Here is a 23862-nt window from a genome sequence, read left to right as displayed (position 1 = left end):
CGTCGGTTTCGGGCCGGTTGCGGGCTGATGACAATCGGATGGGAGAGCGCTCTCTCGGATACTCTGAATCAATCAGCGAGAGCTGTCAATGCGGGGTCGCCGCCGACCGCCGGTCGCCGGCCGGGGGCGTCAGAGCGGACTGGCGTGCTGCTCGGTCACGACCATCGCGGGATAGAGCAGCACGTCCTGGTCGTTGTGTCTGAGCAGCTCGATGAACTCGTCGTGGACCGACCACAACAGGCCCTGCGGCGAGCGGTGCGGCGGCCACTGCCCCGGGTCCACGATGCCCCACCTGTTCAGCGCGTTGAGCAGGAACGGGTCCGCCGGCAGCCAGTCGCCGTCGACCTGGAACTCCAGCCACACGTGCACCGTGGCGTAGGGCGGTGCGACGAAGTATCCGGCCGTGGACCGGACCGGCAGCCCGAGTGAACCGCCCAGTCGGTGCAGGTAGTTCGCGGCCAGTCGGCAGTCGGCCAGGCCGCTGTCCCGGAGGAACCCGAGGTCCGTGTTGAGCGGGTAGGGCAGCAGGTGGAACTGAACCGGGCGGATCTGGTCGATCAGCTCGGTGAAGGGCCCGCCGAAGAGATGCCGGCCGCTGTCGAGGCGGACCTCGAAGGCGTACGTGCCCGGCCCGGTCTCCCGGCAGGTGCCGGGCCGCATCGCCGCCCGCAGCCGGGGATGCACCTCGAACCGGCATGCCCCGGCATGGCCCGGCGAGGGGCAGGAGGCGGAGAGCTCCATCCGATAGTCCAGCCGCTGACCCGGGACGACCTGGGTCAGCGACTTCGACCACCAGCGCATGGCCAGCCAGCGCGGGCAGCGCAGGCCCAGTCCCAGCCCGACGTTGGCCAGGTCGAGGCTGTCGAAGTGCGGGTCTGCGGCCGGGCCGCGGTGCGGCATGCCGAGGTCGAGCAACCGGGCCTGTAGCGCCTGGTCGACCCGGTGCAGTCGCCTCGCCTCGGCAGCGCTTTCCGAGAACATCCGGGCGGTGTCCGGCACCCGCCGGAGCCGCTCGACGACTTCCTGGATGCGCTTCGACGAGTGTGCGAGGGTCGGAATCGTCATCCCCCATGCTCGGTGGCGGTGCCGTATCATCGTCCTCGCCGGCTCTGGTCGATGTCAATGGATTGACGTCATCGTGGCCGGCGCTTTGCCGCCGACCACAGTGGAGGGTCGCGAGAGCTATGTTGGTTCGTGAGCGGCTGCGTTCGGTGTTCCTCACCGCGCTCGACCTGCCCGCCGACGTGGACGTGACGGAGTTGCAGCACCGGGTCCACCCGCGTTGGGATTCCCTCGGCCACCTGGCACTGGTTATCGCGATCGAAGAGGAGTTCGACGTCGAGTTCGACAGCGATCAGCTGATCGGCATGGACAGCTTTCAGAGTGCGCTGAAGATTCTGCACGACCTGGGCGTCTACGATTCTACATAGGATGGTCGCGGCCGGTTGCCATCCCCGATCGTCAATGTAAGAATCTGGGCGAACGGGGGACGGGGTGTCGTGGTGACACAATTCGTCGCCGTCGTGTCGGCACCCACTCGCCGCACCGCCCACCCCGGGGTGGGCGGGTGTGCCTTGCCGCATCCCGTCGTCGGCCGGCCCTGCCGGCTGCTGCCCCGTCCGCTGGCCACCCGCGGGGGTCGACCGGGAGGGGTGCCGTGGTCCAGGTGGAGGCAGTCGAGGGGGCACGACGATCCGGGCCGCTGGGCGCCGGACAGGTCTTCGAGTGGTGGAAGTTCCGGGGCTCGTCCCGTGGATCCATTGTCTGGCTGCGGCTGCCGCTGCCCCGGCCGATTCCCGAGGTTGACGTCCGAGCGGCGGTGACCGAGCTGGTCACCCGGCACGAGGCCCTGCGCAGCACCGTCGGGTACGACGAGCGGGGCATGCCTCGTCAGGTGGTGCACCCGCCCGGCGAGCGCGAGGTCTTCCTCGGGCGGGAGCCGTACGGACTGACCGGAGACGAGATCGCCGCCTGGGTCGACCGTTTCGACTTCGACGTCGAGCGGCACTGGCCGTGCTGGGGCCTGCTGCTGCACGCCGATGACGGCGACGTCGCCGAACTGGTGCTGTTCTTCTCGCACGTGTCGATGGACGCCGTCGGGACTCTGCTGCTCCACGACGAGCTGGCCGAGCTGCTCCTCGCGCGGTGGGAGCGGCGACCGCACCGGCTCCCGCCGGTACGGCGGCACCTGCTCGACGCGGTCGCGCTCGATTCCTCGCCGGAGCTGGACGCCGAACGGGCGGAGGCGGAGCGCTACTGGGCCGCGGAGCTGCGTGCGGCACCGAGCCGGCTGTTCGGCAGCACCCCGCACACGAGCTTCCGGTTGTACGCCGGCACCATCGTCTCGACCACCGCACCGGAGGTGCTGGCCGCCGCCGCCCGGCGGTACCGCACGACTCCGGCGGCCCTCTACTCGGCCGTGGTGACGATCCTGCTGGCCATCCTCAGCGGCGCGGACCGCTCGGTGCTGCGGTTCCACTACCACGGTCGGGGGCCGGCGGAGGAGGGGGTGGTCGGCTGCTTCCACCGGATCCTCTTCACCAGCCTCGACGTGTCCGACCGGGCGCCGCTCGGCAAACTGGTCCGGCGGGCGGCGACGCAGATCCTGCGGGCGCAGCGGCAGTACCGGATCGGCTGGGACCGGCTCGCCGAGCTGGAGGCCGCCGAGATCCGGCGCCGGGGGACCGGGTTCGCCTGGGGGTCCACCGTCAACTTCGGTGTCTCGGACGAGTACGAGCGGCTCTGTCTGCGCGGTGACTACGGTCCGGCGACGCTCGACGGGCTGCCCGAGCCGGAGATCATGCTCAACCCCCGGGAGATCAGCGACAACGACACCGGGATGGACGCCTACCTGATGGTCCGGATCGGCCGGGACTCCATGCACGTGCAGGGCGGTTTCAACGGCAACATCCTGCTACCGGGGGAGATGGAGGTGCTGCTGCGCGGCCCGGAACGCGTACTCCGGCAGGCGCTCCGGCAGCACGACCTGAGCTTCGCCGAGCTGGTGGAGGTCGCCACCGGGATCGCCGGACAGCTCCGCCCACCCGGGTGCTGGCTGGGCAACCACCTGACCGACCTCGACCAGTTGCGCAAGCTGCTGGAGGAGCATCCCGACGTGCGGGCGGCGTACCCACGGGTGGAGCCGACGCCCGACGGCGAGCGGCTGGTCGCCTTCCTGGCCGTCGGGGACACCGGCCCGGGCCCGGCCGAGCTGCGGGACTTCGTTCTGGCCCGGATCGGCCCGACCGCCGCCGTGACCTGTCCGGAGCACTTCGTCACCTACGCCCGCCCGCCCCTGGACCGGGACGAACCGGCGGCCTGGCGGGCCCTGCCGCGCCTGGCGGAGGGAACCGGTCTGCGGCGGGCCGCCCGGGCCGCCACCGGCGACCGTGAGCTGGCGCTGCACCGGGCCGTCACCCGGTTCACCGGGGCGACCGAGGTCTCGATGGCCGGCACCTACCTCGAGACGACGGGCCGGCTGCTGGTCGTACCGGCGATCCTGCGGGCCCTGGCCGACGAGGGTTACACCGGCCTACTGCCGGACGACTTCGTCCGACCCGTGTCGTTGGCCCAGCTCGCGACCGAGCTGACGGCCCCGCCTCCGGGCGACGGGCCGGGCCGGTGACCGGGCTCGTCGGCGGTGGGGCGCGGCTGGTGGAGGGGACGACCGGCCGCATCCTCTCGGGCGCCGGCCTGGCCGCCGCGCTGGCCCCGATCCGTCGGGCGTACGACGCGCTGCCGCCGGGTGTGCTCTTCGCGCGCACCGGCAGCACGGTCGACTCGGTACTGCGGTACCTCGCCGCGATGCTTGCCGACCGACCGGTCGCACTGCTGGACCCCCGGCTCCCGGCCGACCTGCTGGGCCGGCTCGTCGCCGCCTACCAGCCGGCCGCTGTGGTCGGGCTGGACGAGACGCCCTGCCCCGCCGATGCCGACCGTCCGGCCGGATACCAGGCCGCCTCGATGGCCGGGGTCGGCGGCATCTGGCGGCGGCGGGCCGACCCGGAGCATCTCCCCGCACCGTCGCTCGCCCTCCTGCTGGCCACCTCGGGTTCGACCGGCAACCCGCGACTGGTCCGGCTGTCGCGTTCGGCGGTGCTGGCGAACGCGCTGGCGATCGCCGAGGCGTTGGAGATCGACGATCGGGAGGTGGCCCCGACCAGCCTGCCGCTCTTCTACAGCTACGGCCTCTCGGTGCTGAACAGCCACCTGGTGGCCGGCGGGACGGTGGTGGTCGCCGACGGAGACGTCTTCTCCGCCGGCTTCTGGCGGGCCTGCGACAGGCACGGGGCGACGTCACTGGCCGGCGTGCCCCGGCACTACGAGATGCTGACCCGGCTGCGGTGGGACCCGGCGCGCCGGCCCCGGCTGCGTACCCTGACCCAGGCCGGCGGCCCGCTGCGTCCGGCGCTCGCCCGGCGCCTGCACGAGCGGTTGGCCGGCGTCGGTGGACGGCTGTTCCTGATGTACGGCCAGACCGAGGCGACGGCCCGGATCGCGGTGCTGCCGCCGGACCGGCTGCCCGACAAGGTGGGTTCGGCCGGTCTCCCGGTGCCGGGCGGGCGGCTGTGCGTACGTACCGACACCGGCGAACAGAGCACGGTGCCAGGGGTTTCCGGCGAGGTGGTCTACTCCGGTCCCAACGTGATGCTCGGGTACGCCGACAGCGCCGCGGACCTCGCCCTGGGCGACGAGTTGGGCGGCGAACTGGCAACCGGTGACCTGGGGCGGCTCGACGACGAGGGCTTCCTGTGGCTGACGGGCCGGCTCAAGCGGATCGGAAAGGTCTTCGGCACCCGGGTCCACCTCGACGACGTCGAACGGCTCGTCGACGACGCTCCCGGGCCGGTCGCGGCGGTCTCGGCCGGGGACCGGGTGGTGGTGTGGTGTGCGGGGATCGGCGACGAGTCGGCCCGCGCGCTCGGGGTCGCGCTGGCCGACCGGCTGCGGCTGCACCGGTCCGGCCTCGACGTCCGCGGCATCGACCGGCTGCCGACGCTGGCCAACGGGAAGACCGACTACCGCCGCCTCGAGGCGGAGGCGCAACGGTGAGCGAGCCGGGAGTCTTCACCCTGCCCCAGCCGGCCCGGGAGCGGACCCTCCTGCCGGCGCTGCGGGAGCTGACCGAGCACCACCGCGAGCACAGTCCCGAGTACCGGCGGATCCTCGCCGCCCTCGACCACCGTCCGGGCCGCGCGTACCGGACGCTGTCGGAGCTGCCGTGGCTGCCGGTCGGGCTGTTCAAGCGGCACACCCTGCGCAGCGTGCCGGCCGGGGAGGTGTTCCGGGTGCTCACCTCCAGCGGGACCACCGGCGAGGTCAGCCGGGTCTATCTGGACCGGGCCGCGGCCGCGGCGCAGCAGCGGGCGCTCGCCGCCGCGATGCGCACGGTCGTCGGTCGCGCCCGGCTGCCGATGCTGCTGGTGGAGAGCCGGGCGGTGCTGCGCGGCCCCGGTGCGCTGCCGGCGCGTGCGGCCGGGGTACTCGGGATGATGGGCTTCGGCCGGGACCACGCGTTCGTGCTGGACGAGCGCGAGGCGCCGGACCCGGCGGCGGTGGCGGCGTTCCTGCACCGGCACGGCGGGCGGCCGTTCCTCGTCTTCGGCTTCACCTTCCTGGTCTGGAGCCGGCTGTACGACCTCGCCCGGCAGCACGGCTGGGACCTGTCGCACGGCCTGCTGATCCATTCCGGCGGGTGGAAGCGGCTGACCGACCGGGCGGTGGACAACCGGGAGTTCCGCGAGCGGTTCGGCGCGGACACCGGCCTGCGGCGGATACACAACTTCTACGGCATGGTCGAGCAGATGGGCACGATCTTCCTGGAGGGCCCCTCCGGCGACGGACTGTACTGCCCGGACTTCGCCGACGTGTTGATCCGGGATCCGGTGAGCTGGCGGGTGCTGCCGGTCGGCGAGCCGGGAGTGGTGCAGGTGCTCAGTACGCTGCCCCGCTCGTATCCGGGTCACGTGCTGTTGACCGAGGACCTCGGCGTGGTGCACGGTGTCGACGACGGCGACTGGCCGGGCCGGCGGTTCAGCGTGCTCGGCCGGGTGCCGCGGACCGAACCGCGCGGCTGCTCGGACAGCTACCCCGGGCGGGCCCGGTGAAGGTACGCGAGGAGTTTCCCGCCGACGCGCCGGTCGACGTCCCGGCGCTGGTCGCGGCGCTGGTCACGGAGCCGCCGGGTGGTCCGCTGACTGTCGGCGACGAGCGGGTCAGCGAGTTCCTGACCGCCTTCGGGCGGCGGCTGCTCGCCCCCGGCACCGTCCGGCGGCATCCGGAACTCGGGTCACTGGGGTTCTTCCTGCGGCGTGGCGGCCTCGCCCGGAGCCTGGCGGACCTCTCCACCCCGTCCGGTGCGCTCCGGTTCCCGCGCGGGCTGGTCTTCCACCTGCCGCCGGCCAACGTCGACACGGTATTCGTGTACGCCTGGGCGCTCGCCGCGCTGGCCGGCAACCACAACGTGGTACGGATCTCCCCGCGCTCCGGCGGCGTCGCGGCGGCGGTGCTGGACGCGCTGCGCGAGACACTGGCTGACGGTCATCCCGCCGTCGCGCACAGCCAGCGGATGGTGACGTACGACCGGGACGACGCCGTCACCGCCGTGTTGAGTGCCGCGTGCGACCTGCGGGTGATCTGGGGCGGGGACGAGTCGGTGCGGCGGCTGCGCGCGATTGCGCTGCCGCCGGGCGCACGCGACCTCGTCTTTCCGGACCGGTCCTCGTTCTGCGTGCTGTCGGCGGCCGGCTGGCTGGCGGCGCCGGCCACCGAGCGCCGGTCCCTGGCGGAGCGACTCTGCACCGACGTGTACTGGTTCGACCAGGCGGCCTGCTCGTCGCCGCGTACCCTGTTCTGGGTCGGGACGCCCGAGGCCGCCCGGCGGGCCGGTGCCGAGTTCTCCGCCGAGTTGCTCGCCGTGGTCGGCGCCCGGACACCACAGGTGCCGACGTCGATGGTGCTGCACAAGTACGTCACCGCGTTCGGGCTGGCCGCCGAGGGTGTCGCCGACCGGATCCGCTTCCCCGGCAACGCCGTCACCCACCTGGACCTCAGCGCCGCCGACGGCCCGCTGCGGGACTGGCTGGGCGCGGGCACCTTCGCCTGGGCCCGGCTGGACCGACTCGCCGACCTCGCCGGGATGGTGCGGCGCCGGGACCAGACCGTCACCCACTTCGGGTTCGGCGCGGCCGAGCTGACGGAGTTGGCGCGGGCGTGCGGCGGCCGGGGTGTGGACCGGATCGTCCCGGTCGGACGCGCGCTCGACTTCGCGCCGGTGTGGGACGGCTACGAGCTGCTGCGCGAGTTCACCCGGCTCACCACGATCACGACCTGACCCGGCCGTCGAGCGTGCCGCGCAGCCGGTCCCTGGCCCGGCCCGAGGTGCCCGCGCCGACCAGGTTGGCGATGGCCGCGTCCGCCTCGCCGGTGCCACAGGCCCGGGCCAGTTCGCCGAGCCGGCCGGCGATCCGGGCGCCGAGCCACTCGAACGCGTACTCCAGCGCGGCGACGTCCGTCTCGGCCGCGTCACCGGCCGGACCGGCGGCGGGCCGGCACCGGGGGCACGCCAGTTCGCAGGCGGCGAGCAGGGCCTCCAGTTCGGCGAGCACGGTCGCCGCGGCGAACCGCAGCGCCTGGTCGCCGTCCCACCGGCCGGCCGCGCGCGCCGCCCGGACCGTGGCCGACAACCCGTCCGCCGCCCGGGCGAGCCGGTGCGCCCGGTCGCAGCCGGAGGCGGTGAAGAGGTCGGCGCAGCGGCCGGGGAGTGCGGGTGCGTAGCGGCGCCACGGCAGTCGGGCGGTCTCGGCCGTCGGCCGGGGCCCGGTGCGGTAGACCTGCCGGGTCCGTTCCAGGGTACGGCCGTTCGGCGTCGACGTGGCGAACCGGGGCAGCCGGTCGGCGAGGTCGTCGAGCATCAGGTGGCTGGTGCCGTCGAAGACCCCGTAGAGCAGCACGTCGCGGACGAACCTCGGGTACGGCAGCTCCTCCAGCAGTGCCCGGGCGCCGAGCACGTACCGCCCCTCGGTCACCGCCTCCTCGGCCAGCCGGCAGCAGACCAGCTTCGCCACCGCGGCGAAGTATCCGGCGCCCGGGCCGAACAGGTTCGCCGCGCAGGCGGCCTTGACCGCCATGGCGGCGACGACGGTGTCGAGGGCGGCCAGCCGGACCAGGTGCTCGCCGATCGCGCCGAGGGTGTCGATCGGGGCACCGTAGACGTCCCGCCGCCGGGCGTAGCCGACGGCGATGTCCCGGGCCCCGGAGACCGCTCCGGAGGCGAGGGCGGCGACCCCGCCCCGGGACACCATCAGCGTCTTCTGCACGATCGCGAAGCCCTCGCCGGGCACGCCGATCAGCGCGCTCGTCGGGACCCGGGTGCCGGTGAACCGTACCCCGGAGATGTCGGCGGCCCGGGCGGGCAGCGTACGCCGGCGCGGCAGCGCCGTGACGCTGGCGTCCCGCTCGACCAGGAACAGCGAGAAGTCGCGTACGCCCGGTCCGGGCCGCGATCCGGCGTCGCCGGTCCGGAGCAGCGCCACCAGCATCTCGTGCCGGCTCCCGCCGTTGATGAGGTGCTTCGTCCCGTCCAGCCGGTACCCGTCGCCGTCCCGGCGGGCCGTGGCCTGGTTGCGGAGCAGGTTCGAGCCGTGCTCCCACTCGGTGAGCAGCAGGGCGGCGGCCGCGCCCTCCGCCAGCCGGATGGTGACGTACTCCTGCTGGGCCGGACTGCCAGCCAGATAGACCGGCAGCAGGGCCAGTCCGTTCACCCCGACGGTGATGGCCAGGCTGCCGCTGCGCCGCGCGGTGACGGCCCCGAGGGCGCCGAGGTGCAACGGGGTGGCCTCGGCGGGGGCGAACAGCCGCGCCAACCCTCGCTCGCGCAGCTCGTCAAGGATCCGTTGTGGATAGTTTGCGCTGCTTTCCGCGCCGTCCAGAGCCTCCACTGTCGACGGTGTGTCGAGATGGTCCTCGATGGCCGCGAGCGGCGGGGAGTCGGCCGATCCGGCGGGCGCGAGGCGCTGCCAGGCGGAGAGTCTGTCGGTCGGCCGCATCGTGTCGGAATCCTCGGCCCATCCCGTCGCACCGCTCGTCGCATCGGCCGCCATCACCGTACGGCCTGGCCGGGAAGCGGGTCAAGACGAGGTCGGGCGCCGGTCGGCCGGTCGGCGGCGGGTTGTCCGGGCGCCCCGGACGCGCACCGTTACACCGGACCGGAGGCGCGGTTAGGATGAACCTTGTCGATGGATGCCGGCGTCCGTACGGGGGTACAACGATGGACGACAGTGCCGCCTCAGTGGATCCGTCGCGGCCCTCCGCCCGCACCGTCTTCGCGCAGATGCGTCGCCACCTGCCGCCGTACCTCGCCCTGACCGGCAAGCTGGCCGGGCGGGGGGCGGTGGAGACGAGCGGGGAGGGCTGTCGGGTCCGGCTCTCCGACGGCCGCTCGGCACTCGACTTCGGCTCGTACGCGGTGACCCTGCTCGGCCACCGCCACCCGGCCGTGCTCACGGCCGTACGCGATCAGCTCGACGCCCTGCCCGTCGCCACCCGTACGCTGGCGAACCCGGCCACCGCGGCGGCCGCGGCCCGGCTGGTGGAGTATTTCGACAGCGAGCTGACCCGGGTCTGCTTCGGGGTGAGCGGTGCCGACGCGGTGGAGGCGGCGGTCAAGTTGGCCCGGCTGGCCAGCGGCCGGAGCCGGATAGTCGCGGTGCAGGGCGGATTCCACGGCAAGTCGCTCGGGGCGCTGGCCCTGACGCACCACGAGCGCTATCGGACCGGCCTGCTCGACGTGCTCCCCGGGGTGGTGCACGTGCCCGCCGACGACCCGGACGCGGTGGCCCGGGAGGTCGCCCGGGACGACGTCGCGGCCGTCGTGTTCGAGCCCGTCCAGGGAGAGAACGGCGTCCGCCCGCTGGATCCGGACGTGCTGGCGGCCTGGTGCGCGGCGGCCACCGCGCACGGCACCTTCGTGATCGCCGACGAGATACAGTGCGGCCTGCGGCGCTGTGGCGAGCCCTCCCTGGCGCTCGCCGCCGGTCTGCCGGTGGACGCCGTACTCGTCGGCAAGCCGCTGGGCGGCGGGGTGCTGCCGGTCTCCGCCGCCGTGTGCCGGGAACGGCTGTACGCGCCGCTGCTCGCCGATCCGGTCGTGCACACGTCGACGTTCGCCGGCCACCCGCTCGGGTGTGCGGCGGTGCCGGCCGCGCTCGACACCATCGAGGAACTCGCCGACCGGGGGCCGGTGCTCGCCGGGGCGATGGCGGACGGTCTGGCCGAGCTGCGCCGGCGGCATCCCGAGACGGTCACGGCGGTGCGCGGGCGCGGTCTGCTGTGGGGGGTCGACCTGGACCCGCCGCATCTCGCCGGAGAACTCGTCGTGCAGTTGGCGCAGGCCGGCCTGCTGGTGTCGCCCTGCATGAGCCGGCCCGGCACGTTGCGGCTGATGCCACCGCTGGTCGCCGGCACCGGGGAACTCTCCGAGGCGCTGGGCATCCTCGCAGCGGTGGTCGCCAGGGCGGCGGCCGGGGGGAGGGCCGCCGGGGTCCCGTCCGGGGCTCCGGCCGCGCCGTGACCGGCGACCCGTCGCCCGCCACGGCCGACCCGCCCCCTCCCGCCGGATCCGCGTTGGTGCGGCTGGTCCGTGCACGGCTCCGACTCCTCCGCCTGTTCGCCGGCGCTGGCTGGCTACCGGCGCTCGCGGTGTCGGCGAGCTACCTGGTGATGGCCCTGTTGCCCCCGCTCACCGCAGTGGCCACCGGTCGGTTCGTCGGCATGCTGGCGGGGGGTGCCCCGGACCACGAGGTGCTGGGCGGGATCGGGCTGCTGATCGGGTTGGCGCTGGCCACCCGGATCGCGGAGGTGGTCCGGGACCTGCTCGGCGTGGTACTCGCCCGGCGGATCGACGGGGCGGTCCGGGAGCGGCTGCGCACGCTGGCCCGTACGCCGAGACACGTCGTGCACCTGGAACGGTCCGACTTCCACGACGACGCGGTACGGGCCTCCGACCCGGGCCACGGCATCGGCCGGATCCGCTCCCCGGGTACGGCCGCGGTCGGCCAGGTGGTGCTGGTGTTCCGGTTCGTCTCCGCGCTGGCCGGCGCCGCGCTGCTGGCCACCTTCTCGGTATGGCTGGCCGGGATCCTGCTGGTGGCGTCGCTGGTGATCCGGGTCCGGCTGCGCCGGCAGTGGATCCGTCTGGTGGCGGTCAAGGACGCGGACGCCGCCGGGCAGCGCCGACTGGCGTACCTGTCCGAGCTGGCCGGGCTCGCCGGAGCCAAGGAGTTGCGGGTGTACGGCCTCGGCCACTGGCTGCTGCGCCGCCGGCTCGGACTCGCCTACCAGGTGCACGGTCCGACCTGGCGGGAGATGTGGCGGGTGCTGCGCAGCCAGAAGCTGGCCATCGGCCTGGGCACCGGGTCGGTCGCGCTCGCGATGGCGGTGCCGGCGTTCGCGGCGGTCGCCGGGCGGATCGGCTCCGAGCAACTGGTCACCGCGGTGGCCGCCGCCTGGACCATCTTCGCGATCAGCTCGATGGGCTCCGAGGCCTTCGACATCGAGTACGGGCTGGGCGGCGTACGCGCGCTGGACCGGCTCACCACCCGGTACGGCACCGCCCCGGTCACCGTCCGGGAGCCCGGGCCGGCGACCGCGCCCGGTGAAGCCGAGCCGAGGCTGGTGCGGTTCGAGAACGTCTCCTTCCGCTATCCGGACGGCCCGCCGGTGCTGGACGGGTTGTCCCTGGTACTCCGGCCCGGTGAACGGGTCGCGGTGGTCGGCCGGAACGGCGCCGGCAAGACCACGCTGATCAAGTTGCTGGCTGGGCTGTACCCGCCGACCAGCGGCCGGATCACGGTGGACGGCCGGGATCTGGCCGAGCTGGACCCGGCCGGCTGGCGGCGCGAACTGACCGTGGTGTTCCAGGACTACCTCCGGTATCCCGCCACCGTTGCGGAGAACGTGGCGATGTCCGCCCCGGAGTGGCTGACCGACCGTGCGGGAGTCGCCGAGGCGGTACGCCGGGCCGGCGCGGCCGAGCTGGTGACCGGGCTCGCCGACGGGCTGGACACCTCGCTGTGGCGGGAGGGCACCGCCGGCACCGAACTCTCCGGCGGCCAGTGGCAGCGGATCGCGATCGCCCGCGCGCTGTTCGCCGCGGCGCACGGCCGGCGGCTGCTGGTGCTCGACGAGCCGACCGCACACCTGGACGTCGCCGCGGAGGCCGCGTTCTACCGGCGGGTGGTCGCGCAGGTGCCCCGGGCGACCGTACTGCTGATCTCGCACCGGCTCTCCACGGTACGCCCCGCCGACCGGATCGTGCTGCTCCGCGACGGGGTGGTCGCCGAGGAGGGCAGCCACGACGAGCTGATGGCCTCCGGCGGAGAGTACCGCCGGCTGTTCACGTTGCAGGCGGCCAGGTTCGCCGACGTGGCTCCGGCCGCCCGGGTCGGTGAGTGAGGGTGCTCCGGGAGCGGCTGGGCGTCCTGCGCCACGTGCTCCGGCTCTCCCTCCGGGCCGACCGGCGGACGGTCTTCGCGCTCTTCGGCCTGATGGTCGGCCAGGCCGGGATCGTGGCCGGTACCGGGCTCAGCCAGCGCTGGCTGATCGACACGGCCCTGACCGGCCGCGTCGGCGGCGTACTCGCCGCGGTGGCGGTGGGCGCGCTCGCGTACGGACTCGGCACGGCCGGCGGGCGGATCCAGACCAATATGCTGATCTACCTCACCGACCGGGTGCAGGTGGCCGTCAGTCAGGAGGTACTGCGGTTCGTGGCGGTCATCCCGACCCTGGACCACCTCGAACGCGCGGACTACCTGGATCGGCTGGAGCGGCTGCGCTGGGGCACCTGGGGACTGGCCGGGTCGTTCTGGCAGGCGGTCGCCGCCGCTGCCGCCGTGGTGAGCCTGCTGGCCACCACGGTGCTGCTGGCCGCCGTACACCCGGCGCTCTGCCTGCTCGCGGTGTTCGCGGTCCCGTCGCTGCTGACCACCCGGCGGTCCGCCGCGATCATGCGGGACACCTACGACTCGACCGCCGAACTGAGCCGCTGGGACCAGCGGCTGCACGAACTCTGCCTGGCGCCGGAAGCGGCGAAGGAGCTGGCGATCGCGGGTGCGGGACCGGAACTCGGCGGTCGGGCCGCCGGGCTGTGGCGGACCGTCACCACCCGGCTGGTCCGGGCCCAGTTGCGGGCCGCCGGCTGGGAGGTGGCCGGTTGGGCCTGCTTCGCGGCCGGCTTCCTGACCGCCCTGTGGATACTCGCCGGCCGGGTGGCCGAGGGGACCGCCACGCTCGGGGACGCGGTCCTGCTGATCACCCTGGCCACCCAGTTGCAGGCCCAACTCGGACAGGTGGTCGGTGGCGTGGCGGAGGTGGCGGCGGCCGGGCATGTCATCGACCACTACGTCTGGCTGCGCGACTACGCCGCCCGGCCCGGCGGCGGGGACGGAGCCGGGCGGCGGCTCACCGACGGCATCGTGCTGACCGGGGTGTCGTTCCGGTATCCCGGCGCCGACCGGGACACGCTGGACGACGTCAGTCTCTGGCTGCCGCCCGGCCGGACCGTCGCGCTCGTCGGGGTCAACGGAGCCGGCAAGAGCACGCTGGTCAAGCTCTTGACCGGGCTGTACCAGCCGACCCGGGGCAGCATCACGGTGGATGGCCGACCACTGAACCTTCCTCGCCCTGAGCCGCGCGACGGGTGCGCCCCGACCTCCGCCTGCGGCCACGACGGACCGCAAGGGAAGGAAGGTTCACCCGGCGGGATCGACCCGAACCGCTGGCACGGCAGCGTCACCGCGGTCTTCCAGGACTTCGCCCGGTTCCAGTTCCGCGCCCGGGAGGCGGTGGGCGTGGGTGACCTGGCCCGGCTGCGCGACGAGGCGGCGGTACGGGACGCGGTCCGCCGCGCCGGTGCCGAGGAACTGCTGACCGAGCTGCCGCACGGGTTGGACACCCAGCTCGGCACGGCGTTCGACGGCATCGAGCCGTCGCTCGGGCAGTGGCAGAAGCTTGCCCTGGCCCGCGCGCTGATGCGTCCCGCGCCGTTGCTCACCATCCTGGACGAGCCGACGGCGGCGCTGGACCCGCAGGCCGAACACGACCTGTTCACCGGCTTCGCCGGACAGGCCGCCGCGTTCGCCGCCGAGCACGGGACGGTCACCGTCTTCGTGTCGCACCGGTTCTCCACCGTCCGGCTGGCGGATCTGATCGTGGTGCTCGACGACGGGCGGATCGTCGAGACGGGCAGCCATGCCGAGCTGATGCGGCACGACGGCCGGTACGCCACCCTGTACCGGATCCAGGCCGGCGCCTATCAGGCGGACTCCGTCGGGCGTACGGGACGGCCCGGGGAGAACGGCGCCGTCGGGCGTACGGGACGGCCCGGGGAGAACGGCGCCGTCGGGCGTACGGGACGGCCCGGGGAGAACGGCGCCGCCGGACCGGCGCGCCGGAACTGACATCGGAGCGGGGACGGGAGGACCTGGTGGAGAAGGCGCGCGACGGGTACGCCCACGCCACGACGGAGCACCGCGACGGTGACATCTTCGGCTGGTTGGCCGACCCGCCGACGGACCGTGGTCTCCGGTTCGCCGACGAGACCGGTACCGGCTGGACGTTCTGTCCGTACGCCCGGTTGGCCGAACTGGCCCGGGCGGCCGCCGGGCGCCTGTACGGGGCCGGTGTGCGTGCCGGAGACGTGGTGCCGATCGTCTGTCCGACGTCGCCGACCTTCGTCGCGGCGTTCTACGGCGCGCTGCTGCTCGGCGCCACACCCAGCGCACTCGCCCCGCCCACCGCGTACGGCGAGCCCGAGGGGTACGCGGCGCACCTGGACCGGGTACTCCGGCTCGCCCGGGCCCGGGTCATGGTCGCCGCGCCCGAGGTGGCCCGGGTGGTGGCCGGACCCGCCGCCCGGTACGGCTGTGCGGTTCTCTCCGACCTCGACGCCGCCGACGGGACGTTTCCCGGGCAGGAGCCGGGGGAGATCGCCATCCTCCAGTTCAGCTCCGGGTCGACCGGCCCGCAGCGCGGGGTACGGGTGCCGCACCGGGCTCTGCGGACCAACATCTCGGCCATCCGGGACTGGCTCTCCTACGATCCGCACGACGCGATGGTGAGCTGGCTGCCGCTGCACCACGACATGGGGCTGGTCGGCTGCCTGCTGATGCCGATGGCCGCCGCCAGCGACGTCTGGCTGATGCGACCCGAGCAGTTCGTCCGGACGCCGGGCCGCTGGCTGCACCCGTTCGCCGCCTCCGGGGCCAGCACCGCGGTGACCCCCACCTTCGGCCTGGCGCACCTGATCCGCCGGATCCGGCCGGCCGACCTGGCGGGCATGGACCTGCGCGGCTGGCGCACCCTGATCGTCGGTGCCGAACCGGTGCACGCGGGCGTACTGGACGATCTCGTCCGGCTGCTCGGGCCCGCCGGGTTCGCCGCCGATGCCGTGCTCCCGGCGTACGGCCTGGCCGAGGCGACGCTGGCGGTCGCCGGCCGGCGGCACGGCACCGCCCTACGCGCGGTACGGGTGGCGCCGACCTCGCTCTATCCCGGCAAGCCGGTGACGCTGGCCGAGGGGCCCGACGGAAGCGACGTCACCCTGGTCGGCTGCGGACCACCGCTGCGGGACGTCCGGGTCGACATCGTCGGCGAGGACGGTCGGCCGGTCGAGGCCGGGGTGCTCGGCGAGATCGAGCTGCGCGGCGGCTCGGTCGCCGCCGGCTACGTCGCCGACGAGGGCGAGGGGTCCTTCGACGGGGTGATCCGGACCGGCGACGCGGGCTTCCTGCTGGACGGGGAACTGTTCGTCGTCGGCCGGCTCGGCGACAGCGTCAAGCGGTTCGGGCGCTGGCTGTTCGCCGAGGATCTCGACCGGGTGGCGGCGGCGCGCTCCCCCCGACCGCGCAAGACCGTCGTGCTGCTCGGCGACCTGGACGGCAGGGTGACCGCCGTGGTGGCCGTGGAGGGCGATCTCGGGGACGCGGCCGAGCGGATCGGCCGGTCGGTCGCCAACCACGCCGCGCAGGTCGAGGTCCAGGTCCGGTCCGTGCCGGCCGGCTGGATAGCCCGGACCACCAGCGGGAAACCGCGTCGCCGGCTGATGTGGCAGCGGGTACTCGAGGAGCGGGCCGGCACGGTGCACTGGCAGTCGGCCGACCACCGTCCGGAAGGGAAGTGAACGGGATGTCCAGATCCGTCAGCCGGTGTGCCGCCGTACTGGTGGTGGCACTGCTGCTGCTCTCCGGCGCCGCCGTACCGGTGGGGGCGACGGCCGTCGCCGGAGGCGGGTACCAGGCCGTCATCCGGCGGACCAGCTTCGGCGTACCGCACATCCTCGCGGCCCGCCTCGGCGACGCCGGCTTCGGGCAGGGGTGGGCGTACGCCGAGGACCGGTTCTGCGACCTGGCGGACCAGGTGGTGAAGATCCGCAGCCAGCGTTCCCGCTGGTTCGGCCCCGGACCCGGCGGCGCCAACCTCGGCACCGATCTCGGCTATCTGGCGCTGGGCCTGCTGGACCGGGCACGCGAGCAGGCGGACCGCTTCCACGGCGACGCCCGGGACCTGCTCGACGGGTACGTGGCGGGCTACAACGCCTACCTGGCGCGGACCGGCGCGGCGAACGTCCCGGGCTGGTGCGCCGGCCAGCCGTGGCTCGGCCCGATCACCGTGGTGGACCTGCTCGCCTACCAGCGGGACATCGCGATCTCCGCGAGCGGACGCAACCTGTTGGCCTCGGCGGCACTCGCCCAGCCGCCCGGCAGCGCCACCCGGACCGCGCCGCTGCCGGTCGATCCCGCACTGGTCGCCGACGGACTGCGGCGACTGGCCCGGCAGGCCACCGGGGCGGCCCCCACCGGCAGCAACGGCTGGGGCGTCGGCGGCGACCGGTCCGCCTCCGGGCGCGGCATCCTGGTGGCGAACCCCCACTTTCCCTGGGAGGGCGAGCAGCGGTTCTGGGAGAGTCAGCTCCGGGTGCCCGGCCGGCTCGACGTGTACGGTGCGGGACTCGGCGGCGTCCCGGGGGTGCAGATCGGCTTCAACCCGTCGGTGGCCTGGACGCACACCGTCGCCACCGGCTACCGGTACACCCTCTACTCGGTGGACCTTCCGCCCGGTGACTCCACCTCCTATCTGGTCGACGGCGTCGCCGAGCCGATGACCGCCCGCCAGGTGAGTATCGACGTCGACTGGGGCGACGGGCGGCCACAGCCGTTGCCCCGGACGATCTGGTCCACCCGCTACGGCCCGGTACTCGACCTCTCCGCCGCCGATCCGGCACTCGGCTGGTCGACCTCGCGGGCCGTCACCTACCGGGACGCCAACCTCGGCAACGACCGGCTGCTGGAGCAGTGGCTGGAGATCAGCCGTGCCCGGGACGTCGCGGGCGTACGCCGGGCGATCAGCCGGCACCAGGGCATTCCGTGGGTCAACACGATCGCCGCCGACCACCGTGGCGACACCTGGTACGCCGACGCCTCGGCCACCCCGAACCTCTCGGCGGCCACCACCGCGCAGTGGCGGCGCGACCCGTTCGCCCCGCTGGACGGCAGCGACAGCGCCAACATCTGGGTGGCCGAGCCGGGTGCCCGGGAGGCCGGGCTGATCCCGTTCGCCCGCCAGCCGCAACTCGCCCGGCGCGACTACGTCATGAACGCCAACGACAGCTACTGGCTGGCCAACGAGCACCGGCTGCTGACCGGCTTCTCGCCGTTGCAGGGCACCGAGGGCACGCCGCGCAGCCCGCGTACCCGGCAGAACATCGCGCTGCTCGACGGCGCCGGACCACCGGGCCGGGTCGACCCGGCCCGGCTCGGTGCGGCCGTCCTCTCCGACCGCGCGCTCCTCTCCGACCAGCTCACCGCCGCCGCGGTGACCGCCTGCCGGGGCTGGGGGAGCCGCCCGGTGGACGTCGACGGTGTTCCGGTCGACATCACCGCCGGCTGCGCCGCGCTGGCCGGCTGGGACCGCCGGTTCGACGTGCACAGCCGGGGGGCGGTGCTCTGGCGGGAGACGGTCCGCTCGGTACTGGCCAGCCACCCCGGGGCGCTGACCGGGGCGGGTGCGCTCTTCGGCGTCGGGTTCGATCCGGCGGACCCGGCGCACACACCCCGGGCACCGGCGGCCGATCCGGTGCCGCTGTTGACCGGTCTCGGCCGGGCGCTGCTCCGGCTGCGCTCCCTCGACCTGGCCCCCGACGTGCGGCTCGGCGACGTGCAGTACGCGGTCCGCGGCGACCAGCGGATCGCCGTGCCCGGCGCCAGCAACGAACTCGGCATCGCCAACGTGGTCGGCTACACGAGCACTCCCGGGATGTCCCTGGAGCCGGTCACCGAGGGCGGTGATCCGCTGCCCGGCACCGACCTGACCGACCGGGGTTACGTGGTCAACTTCGGTACCAGTTTCCTGTTGGTGGTCGGCTTCACCGACCGGGGACCGGCCGCGCGCGGCCTGCTCACCTTCGGACAGTCGGCCGACCCCGCCTCGCCGCACTTCGCCGACCAGACCAGGCTGTTCGGTGACGCGCGGCTGCGGGAGGTCCGCTTCACCGAGCGGGCCATCGCCGCAGATCCGGACCTGGCGGTGCGGGTGGTCCGCGGCTGAACCGACGGACTCCGCCGCGCCGGCCGCGCGGCACGGGCCGCACCGTCAGCCGGTGCGGCTCCGGCTGCCCGGGTCAGCCGGCGCCGTGGGCCAGCTCAGCGGCGCGCCGGGTCAGCCGGCGCCGTGGGCCAGCTCAGCGGCGCGCCGGGTCAGCCGGGCGGCCCAGGCGAAGTCGGGCTCCTCCGGCGCCAGGTCCAGGACGAAGGCGACGGTTCCGGCCGCCAGTTGCCCGGCCAGCACCGGAGCCAGCGTCTCGACCCCGCCGACCAGGAACGGGCAGTCGGCCCGCATGCTGCGCATCGGCGCGGTCCAGAACCAGGACGGCGCCGCGCCCACCTGTTGGAAGGCCTGGTGCCGCCAGACCGCGTCGGTGTAGCGCAGTGCGGCCGAGCCGGCCGCCTCCAGTTCGGTGTCCGGCGGATAGCGGCGCAGCGCCACCCGCCACGCCTCCTCGTCGGTCTCCCGGACGATCAGCGCGGCGTACGCGCCGAGCAGGTGGCCGGGTTTCGGCTCCTCCGGGCCGAACATCCGGATGCGTACCGCCCGTAACGCCTCGGCACAGGTCTCGGCCGCCGGTGACTGTCCGGCGACGAAGCCGATCGGGCGCAGCTCCGGCGGACCGGGCAACCGCAGCCGGGCGCCCCGCATCCGGTAGAACTCGCCGTCGACGGTCACCGGTGTCGGGCTGCCCAGCAGGTCCAGCACGATCCGGCCGTACTCGGCCAGCCGGGCGTACCGCCGGTCGTGTTCCGTCTCGTCGCCCAACGCCAGCCGGTCCGGTGTGGACGTGCCGGCCACGAAGTTGAGGAAGAGCCGCCGACCGTACCGGTAGGTCAGTGAGGCGGCGAGTTGCGCGACGGCGAACGGATGGTGGTAGACCGGGTTGACCGCCACCAGTGGGCGCAACCGGTCGGAGACGGCCAGCGCGTGCTGCCCGACCAGCCAGGGGTCGACCAGGGTGTCGTTTCCGGTGTGTGCGAGTACGCCGGTGAACCCGTGCGCGTCAGCCAGCCGTACCGTCGCGTCGATCTCCGGCCAGGCGCGGTCCGGGTCGTGGTTGCGCGGGCTGATGGCGAACGTCCACGGGTGCGAACCGTCGTCCCCGTACGGCGGTGGTGGCATTCGGCCTCCAGCCAGATCGCCGGTCATCACCGCCGATGCTGTCCGGGGGCAGTCACCCATGTCAAGATATCGATGCCTTTCCGGGTCGGACGGCCCGTGGTACGTTCCTCACCACCGCCGGGCGACCGGCGGCGACAGCGCACGGCGACGCACCCGGGGGTCACGTCATGCCGCGCTTCTCCTCGGCCGACCATGTCCCGCCGGCCCACCCGGCGGACCGGACCGGGCCGGATTCCATGACGGACCGGACCGCAGCGGACTCCTTCGCGGATCCAATGGGGCCGGCGCCGCTGGGCACCCGGTTCGCGCTGCGCGCCGCACAGATCCCGGATGCCATCGCGGTCGCGGACGACGTCGGCGCGGTCACCTTCGGCGAACTGCACCGCCGCGCCGACGCGCTGTCCCAGGTACTGCTGGCGGCCGGGGCGGGGCCGGAGCGGACCGTGGCGGTGCGGGTCGGCCGACGCCGGGAACTGCTCGTGGCGCTGCTCGCGGTGGTCCGGTCCGGAGCGGCGTTCGTACCCCTGGAACCCGGCCACCCGGTGCGGCGGCAGCGGCAGATCGTCCAGGACAGCCGCGCCCTGCTGGCGGTGACCGAGCAGCCGGGGGAGCCCGGTGCCGACCTCGGCCTGCCGGTGGTGCCGGTGACCAGCCGGCCGGCACGCGACCTGCCCCGGATCCGGCCCCCGGTCGTGCATCCGGCACAGACCGCGTACGTGATCTACACCTCCGGCTCGACCGGCGCCCCGAAGGGGGTGGTGGTGTCCCACGCCGCGCTCGCGCACTACCTGGACTGGGCGGCCCGGCGCTACCTGGGCGGCGGGCCGGCGGTCGTGCAGACGTCGCCCGCCTTCGACCTCACCGTCACCGGGCTCTTCGCTCCGCTGCTGGCCGGGGACGCCGTCCGGCTGGTGGCCGGCGACGGGCCGGCCGCGCTGCTCGCCGCGCTCCGCGAGCGGCCCTGCGGCCTGCTCAAGGTGACCCCCTCGCACCTGGACGCGCTCGACGCCCTGCCGGCCGGTCCCGTGGACCGCCCGCCGGTCGTCCGGACGCTGGTCGTCGGGGGTGAGGCGCTGCACCTGCGGCAGACCCTGCCCTGGCTGGCGGATACCGAGGTGGTCAACGAGTACGGACCGACCGAGGCGACGGTCGGCTGCTGCGTGCACCGGACGACGACCCGGGACCCGGAGCGGGTGCCGATCGGTGCACCGGTGCCCTACGCGTCGGCGGCCGTACTGGTCGACGGGCGGCGACCGGCGGGGCAGGGCGAGCCCGCCGAGCTGCTGGTCGGCGGCGCCGGCCTGGCCCGGGGCTATCTGGGGCGGCCCGGGCTCACCGCCGAGCGGTTCGTGCCGGATCCCCGCGCGCCCGGCGGGCGCCGCTACCGCACCGGTGACCTGGTCAGCCGGGATCGCGACGGTCTGCTGCACTTCCACGGCCGGGTGGACCGGCAACTGCGGATCCGAGGCCACCGGGTCGAGCCCGGCGAGGTGGAGGCGGTGCTGCGCTCGGCCCCCGGCGTCCGGGACGTCGCGGTCTGCGGGCTGCCGACGGCCGGGCGCCTCCGGCTGGTGGCCTATCTCGTCGCCGAACCCGGGGTGGCGCTCGACCGGGCGGCGCTGCGGGCCCGGGTGGCCGAACGCCTGCCCGAATACTGCGTGCCCGGCCGGATGGTCACGCTGCCGGTGCTGCCGCGCACCGGCAACGGAAAGGTCGACCACGCGCGGCTGGTCGGTACGCCCACGGCGGCGCTGCTCGGCGCCCTGCTCGACCAACTGGCGTCGCTGCCCGAGGCGGACGCGCTGGCGATCGTCGCCGGGACTGCCCGCCCGGCGGTCCGGTCCGACGGCACCGCCGGCGGATAGGCCCGGACGTGTGCGGCATCGTGGCTGTCTGGTCGCCGGTCGGGCGGCTGTCGGCGGAGGACCTGGCGCCAATCGGGGTGCTGCGGCACCGGGGGCCGGACGCCGTGGCGCGCTGGGTGTCGCCGTCCGGTGTCGCCGCCCTGGCCCAGGCGCGGCTCGCGGTGGTCGGCGTGGCCAACGGGGACCAGCCGGTCCGGGACGAGTCCGGCGAGGTGCACGCGGTGGTCAACGGCGAACTGTACGGCTACCGGCAGCAGCGCCGCGAGCTGGCCGAACGGGGTCACCGGCTGCGTACGGACTCGGACAGCGAGATCACCGCGCACCTGTACGAGGAGGACCCCGAGCGGTTCGTGGCGGCGCTGCGTGGCGAGTTCGCGTTCGTGCTCTGGGACGAGCGGCGGGGCCGGTTCCTCGCCGTACGTGACCGGTTCGGCGTCAAGCCGCTCTACTACACCTGGATCGACGGGCGGCTCGTGGTGGCCTCCGAGGTGAAGGCGCTCTTCGCCGCCGGCGCGGTACGCCGCTGGGACGCGGAGTCGTTCTACGACTACCTGCACTCCTGCTTCGCCCCGGACCGGACCCTGTTCGAGGGCATTCGCCAGGTGCCGCCCGGTGCCATGCTCCGGGCGGACGACGAGGGTGTGCGGATCGTCCCGTACTGGGACCTGGATTTCCCGCTGGCCGACCAGGTCGACGGGCCGGCCGACCCGGCCGGGATCGAGCGGGTACGCGAGCGGGTGGAGGAGGCCGTCCTGCTCCGCCTCACTGCCGACGTACCGGTCGGGTTCCACCTCAGTGGCGGGCTCGACTCCTCCTCGGTGGTCGGCGTCGCGGCCCGGCACGTCGCGCTGCGTACCTTCACCGTGCGGTTTCCGGGCAGTCCGCTGGACGAGGGCGAGGTGGCCGGCCGGACGGCCGCGGCGCTGGGCGCCAGCCACCACGAGGTCAGCGTGCCGGACGGACTGCCGGGGCCGGCGGCGGTGGCGGCGGTGACCGCCGGCGAGATGCTGCAGGAGAACGGGCACGGCACCGCACGGTTGGCGCAGGCTGGGGCCATCCACGACGCCGGCCTGAGGGTCGTGCTCGCCGGTGAGGGCGGCGACGAGTTGTTCCTCGGCTACCAGCATCTCCGGACGGACCTGGAGCTGGGCGTCTCCGCCGAACGGCTGGCCCGGGCCAGGCGGTCCTACCGGCTGGTGGCGGCGGGCGGGGTGCCCGCCACCCTGACCGGTGCTCTCGACCGGCTCGGCTTTCTACCGGGTTGGCTGGTCGACCGGTGCCTGACCACGACCATGCAGGCCCGCCCACTGCTCCGTCCCGACCTGCTGGTGCGGTTCGCCGACCGGGACAGCCTGGGCGCCCTGGTCGACCGGTCCGCCGCCCAGTTGGTCGGCCGGGCGCCGGTGCACCAGTCGCTCTACCTCTTTCTCAAGACCTGGTTCTGCAACTACATTCTTGCGGCGGAGCGGCTGGACATGGCCCGGTCGGTGGAGGTCCGGCTGCCGCTGCTGGACCACCGCCTCTTCGAGGCGACCCGGGTGCTGCCGCTCGCGGACCTGCGCCGGGGGCAGGTGAAGCAGGTGCTGCGGGACGCGATGCGCGGGTACCTCACCGACGAGGTCTATCGGGGGGAGAAGCGCCCGTTCTTCGCTCCGGCGCCGGGCAGCAGGGTGGCGGCGGCCGTTGAACTGCGGCAGTGGCTGGGCCGGGGTCATCTGGACGGCGACGGTTTCTTCGACCCGGCGGCCGTACGCGCCTTTCTCGGACGGCTGGAACGCGGATCCGGTCCGATCAGCACCGGCGAGGACCGGGTGTTGCATCTCCTCGGCAGCGTGTCGGCGCTGCACGACGCGTACGGGCTGGCCGTCTGAGCACACCGCGACAATCCACAAGCGACTATCTAAATGGGACTCGTATGCACTTGCGGCCCGCCCGGGCGAATTCATCGAAGTCGTTGCCTGTAATGGGGGCATCGACTAGCATCGTGGAGGCGGCTCCCGAGTTGTCACGTTTTCTCGGTGACCGCACGACCGCTAGAGATGGGGTCCGGCCGGCGGTTTATTGGCCGGCGAAGACGGCGACGGGGGTTTCGCTCATGGCGATCATTCCAGGCATACCTCTCACTGGCTGATCCTCCGGGTGTCCTCGACCTGACGGCGCCGCCGCACCGCCGGCCTACCCAGCCGGTGTCGACGCACTCGTCGGGTTCGCCACGCGGCCCGCAGGCCGATCGATTCCGGGCAGCCCACCAGCCTGCCCGCCGCATGGCGCATCG

Annotated in this window: 15 protein-coding genes; 12 read left to right on the top strand and 3 right to left on the bottom strand. The window is 74.0% G+C overall.

Features of this window, described 5'->3' with window-relative positions; translation table 11 throughout:
* Positions 1 to 129: 129 nt before the first annotated feature.
* Positions 130 to 1065: a transglutaminase domain-containing protein gene (locus ACQEVC_RS38105; protein ID WP_432888128.1), complete on the bottom strand. Its 936-nt coding sequence runs from the start codon at positions 1063 to 1065 to the stop codon at positions 130 to 132.
* 119 nt (positions 1066 to 1184) lie between these two features.
* On the opposite strand from ACQEVC_RS38105, the gene ACQEVC_RS38100 reads away from it, so the two are divergent.
* The 5 genes from ACQEVC_RS38100 to ACQEVC_RS38080 all read left to right on the top strand — a co-directional run bounded on the left by ACQEVC_RS38100 (position 1185) and on the right by ACQEVC_RS38080 (position 7333).
* The gene (locus ACQEVC_RS38100) at positions 1185 to 1430 is read left to right on the top strand and encodes an acyl carrier protein (protein WP_432888126.1); all 246 of its coding nucleotides are present in this window, start codon (positions 1185 to 1187) and stop codon (positions 1428 to 1430) included.
* A gap of 236 nt (positions 1431 to 1666) precedes the next feature.
* On the top strand, positions 1667 to 3625 hold the full coding sequence (locus ACQEVC_RS38095) for a condensation domain-containing protein (RefSeq protein ID WP_432888124.1): 1959 nt from the start codon (positions 1667 to 1669) through the stop codon (positions 3623 to 3625).
* The gene (locus ACQEVC_RS38090) at positions 3622 to 5052 is read left to right on the top strand and encodes an AMP-binding protein (RefSeq protein WP_432888122.1); all 1431 of its coding nucleotides are present in this window, start codon (positions 3622 to 3624) and stop codon (positions 5050 to 5052) included. The genes ACQEVC_RS38095 and ACQEVC_RS38090 overlap by 4 nt, the downstream gene beginning before the upstream one ends.
* On the top strand, positions 5049 to 6107 hold the full coding sequence (locus tag ACQEVC_RS38085) for an acyl-protein synthetase (RefSeq protein ID WP_432888120.1): 1059 nt from the start codon (positions 5049 to 5051) through the stop codon (positions 6105 to 6107). Before ACQEVC_RS38090 ends, ACQEVC_RS38085 begins: the two co-directional genes overlap by 4 nt.
* Entirely contained in the window at positions 6104 to 7333 is a 1230-nt protein-coding gene (locus ACQEVC_RS38080) for an acyl-CoA reductase (RefSeq protein WP_432888118.1), read from the top strand. The genes ACQEVC_RS38085 and ACQEVC_RS38080 overlap by 4 nt, the downstream gene beginning before the upstream one ends.
* Here the strand turns inward: ACQEVC_RS38080 and ACQEVC_RS38075 are convergent.
* Positions 7323 to 9047 (bottom strand): acyl-CoA dehydrogenase family protein, encoded by a 1725-nt coding sequence (locus tag ACQEVC_RS38075; RefSeq protein ID WP_432888116.1) that lies wholly within the window; start codon positions 9045 to 9047, stop codon positions 7323 to 7325. The genes ACQEVC_RS38080 and ACQEVC_RS38075 overlap by 11 nt on opposite strands.
* A 221-nt stretch (positions 9048 to 9268) precedes the next feature.
* Here ACQEVC_RS38075 and ACQEVC_RS38070 point away from each other — a divergent pair, with 221 nt between their 5' ends.
* Genes ACQEVC_RS38070 through ACQEVC_RS38050 form a run of 5 tightly spaced genes read left to right on the top strand, consistent with a single transcriptional unit; the run spans position 9269 to position 18600 of the window.
* Positions 9269 to 10570, top strand: a complete 1302-nt coding sequence (locus ACQEVC_RS38070; protein WP_432888114.1) for an aspartate aminotransferase family protein — start codon at positions 9269 to 9271, stop codon at positions 10568 to 10570.
* 56 nt (positions 10571 to 10626) lie between these two features.
* Positions 10627 to 12453: an ABC transporter ATP-binding protein gene (locus ACQEVC_RS38065; RefSeq protein WP_432888112.1), complete on the top strand. Its 1827-nt coding sequence runs from the start codon at positions 10627 to 10629 to the stop codon at positions 12451 to 12453.
* Positions 12450 to 14456, top strand: coding sequence for an ATP-binding cassette domain-containing protein (locus ACQEVC_RS38060; protein ID WP_432888110.1), 2007 nt, complete (start codon positions 12450 to 12452; stop codon positions 14454 to 14456). Before ACQEVC_RS38065 ends, ACQEVC_RS38060 begins: the two co-directional genes overlap by 4 nt.
* Positions 14457 to 14482: 26 nt before the next feature.
* Positions 14483 to 16177, top strand: a complete 1695-nt coding sequence (locus tag ACQEVC_RS38055) for an AMP-binding protein (RefSeq protein ID WP_432888108.1) — start codon at positions 14483 to 14485, stop codon at positions 16175 to 16177.
* A 5-nt stretch (positions 16178 to 16182) separates the two neighbouring features.
* Positions 16183 to 18600, top strand: a complete 2418-nt coding sequence (locus tag ACQEVC_RS38050; protein ID WP_432888106.1) for a penicillin acylase family protein — start codon at positions 16183 to 16185, stop codon at positions 18598 to 18600.
* Between the two features lie 111 nt (positions 18601 to 18711).
* On the opposite strand, the gene ACQEVC_RS38045 is transcribed toward ACQEVC_RS38050, so the two are convergent.
* Positions 18712 to 19722 carry an LLM class flavin-dependent oxidoreductase gene (locus ACQEVC_RS38045; RefSeq protein ID WP_432888104.1) on the bottom strand — a complete coding sequence of 337 codons (1011 nt, stop codon included), beginning with the start codon at positions 19720 to 19722 and terminating at the stop codon, positions 18712 to 18714.
* A gap of 236 nt (positions 19723 to 19958) precedes the next feature.
* On the opposite strand from ACQEVC_RS38045, the gene ACQEVC_RS38040 reads away from it, so the two are divergent.
* Both ACQEVC_RS38040 and asnB read left to right on the top strand, forming a co-directional pair.
* On the top strand, positions 19959 to 21587 hold the full coding sequence (locus tag ACQEVC_RS38040; protein WP_432888102.1) for an amino acid adenylation domain-containing protein: 1629 nt from the start codon (positions 19959 to 19961) through the stop codon (positions 21585 to 21587).
* A gap of 20 nt (positions 21588 to 21607) precedes the next feature.
* A complete protein-coding gene (gene asnB / locus ACQEVC_RS38035; RefSeq protein ID WP_432888100.1) occupies positions 21608 to 23458 on the top strand; it encodes an asparagine synthase (glutamine-hydrolyzing) in 1851 nt (616 codons plus the stop codon).
* The last annotated feature ends 404 nt before the right edge of the window (positions 23459 to 23862 follow it).

This window comes from Plantactinospora sp. CA-294935 (assembly GCF_050936445.1).
Taxonomy (GTDB): domain Bacteria; phylum Actinomycetota; class Actinomycetes; order Mycobacteriales; family Micromonosporaceae; genus Plantactinospora.
The sequence above is the reverse complement of the archived record's forward strand: the minus strand, read 5'-3'. Positions and strand labels throughout refer to the sequence as shown.

Coding starts and splice junctions, on each gene's coding strand:
- ACQEVC_RS38050 (WP_432888106.1), top strand. CDS start 16,183: ATGTCCAGATCCGTCAGCCGGTGTGCCGCCGTACTGGTGGTGGCACTG.
- ACQEVC_RS38040 (WP_432888102.1), top strand. CDS start 19,959: ATGACGGACCGGACCGCAGCGGACTCCTTCGCGGATCCAATGGGGCCG.
- ACQEVC_RS38045 (WP_432888104.1), bottom strand. CDS start 19,722: ATGCCACCACCGCCGTACGGGGACGACGGTTCGCACCCGTGGACGTTC.
- ACQEVC_RS38070 (WP_432888114.1), top strand. CDS start 9,269: ATGGACGACAGTGCCGCCTCAGTGGATCCGTCGCGGCCCTCCGCCCGC.
- ACQEVC_RS38100 (WP_432888126.1), top strand. CDS start 1,185: ATGTTGGTTCGTGAGCGGCTGCGTTCGGTGTTCCTCACCGCGCTCGAC.
- ACQEVC_RS38105 (WP_432888128.1), bottom strand. CDS start 1,065: ATGACGATTCCGACCCTCGCACACTCGTCGAAGCGCATCCAGGAAGTC.
- ACQEVC_RS38075 (WP_432888116.1), bottom strand. CDS start 9,047: ATGCGGCCGACCGACAGACTCTCCGCCTGGCAGCGCCTCGCGCCCGCC.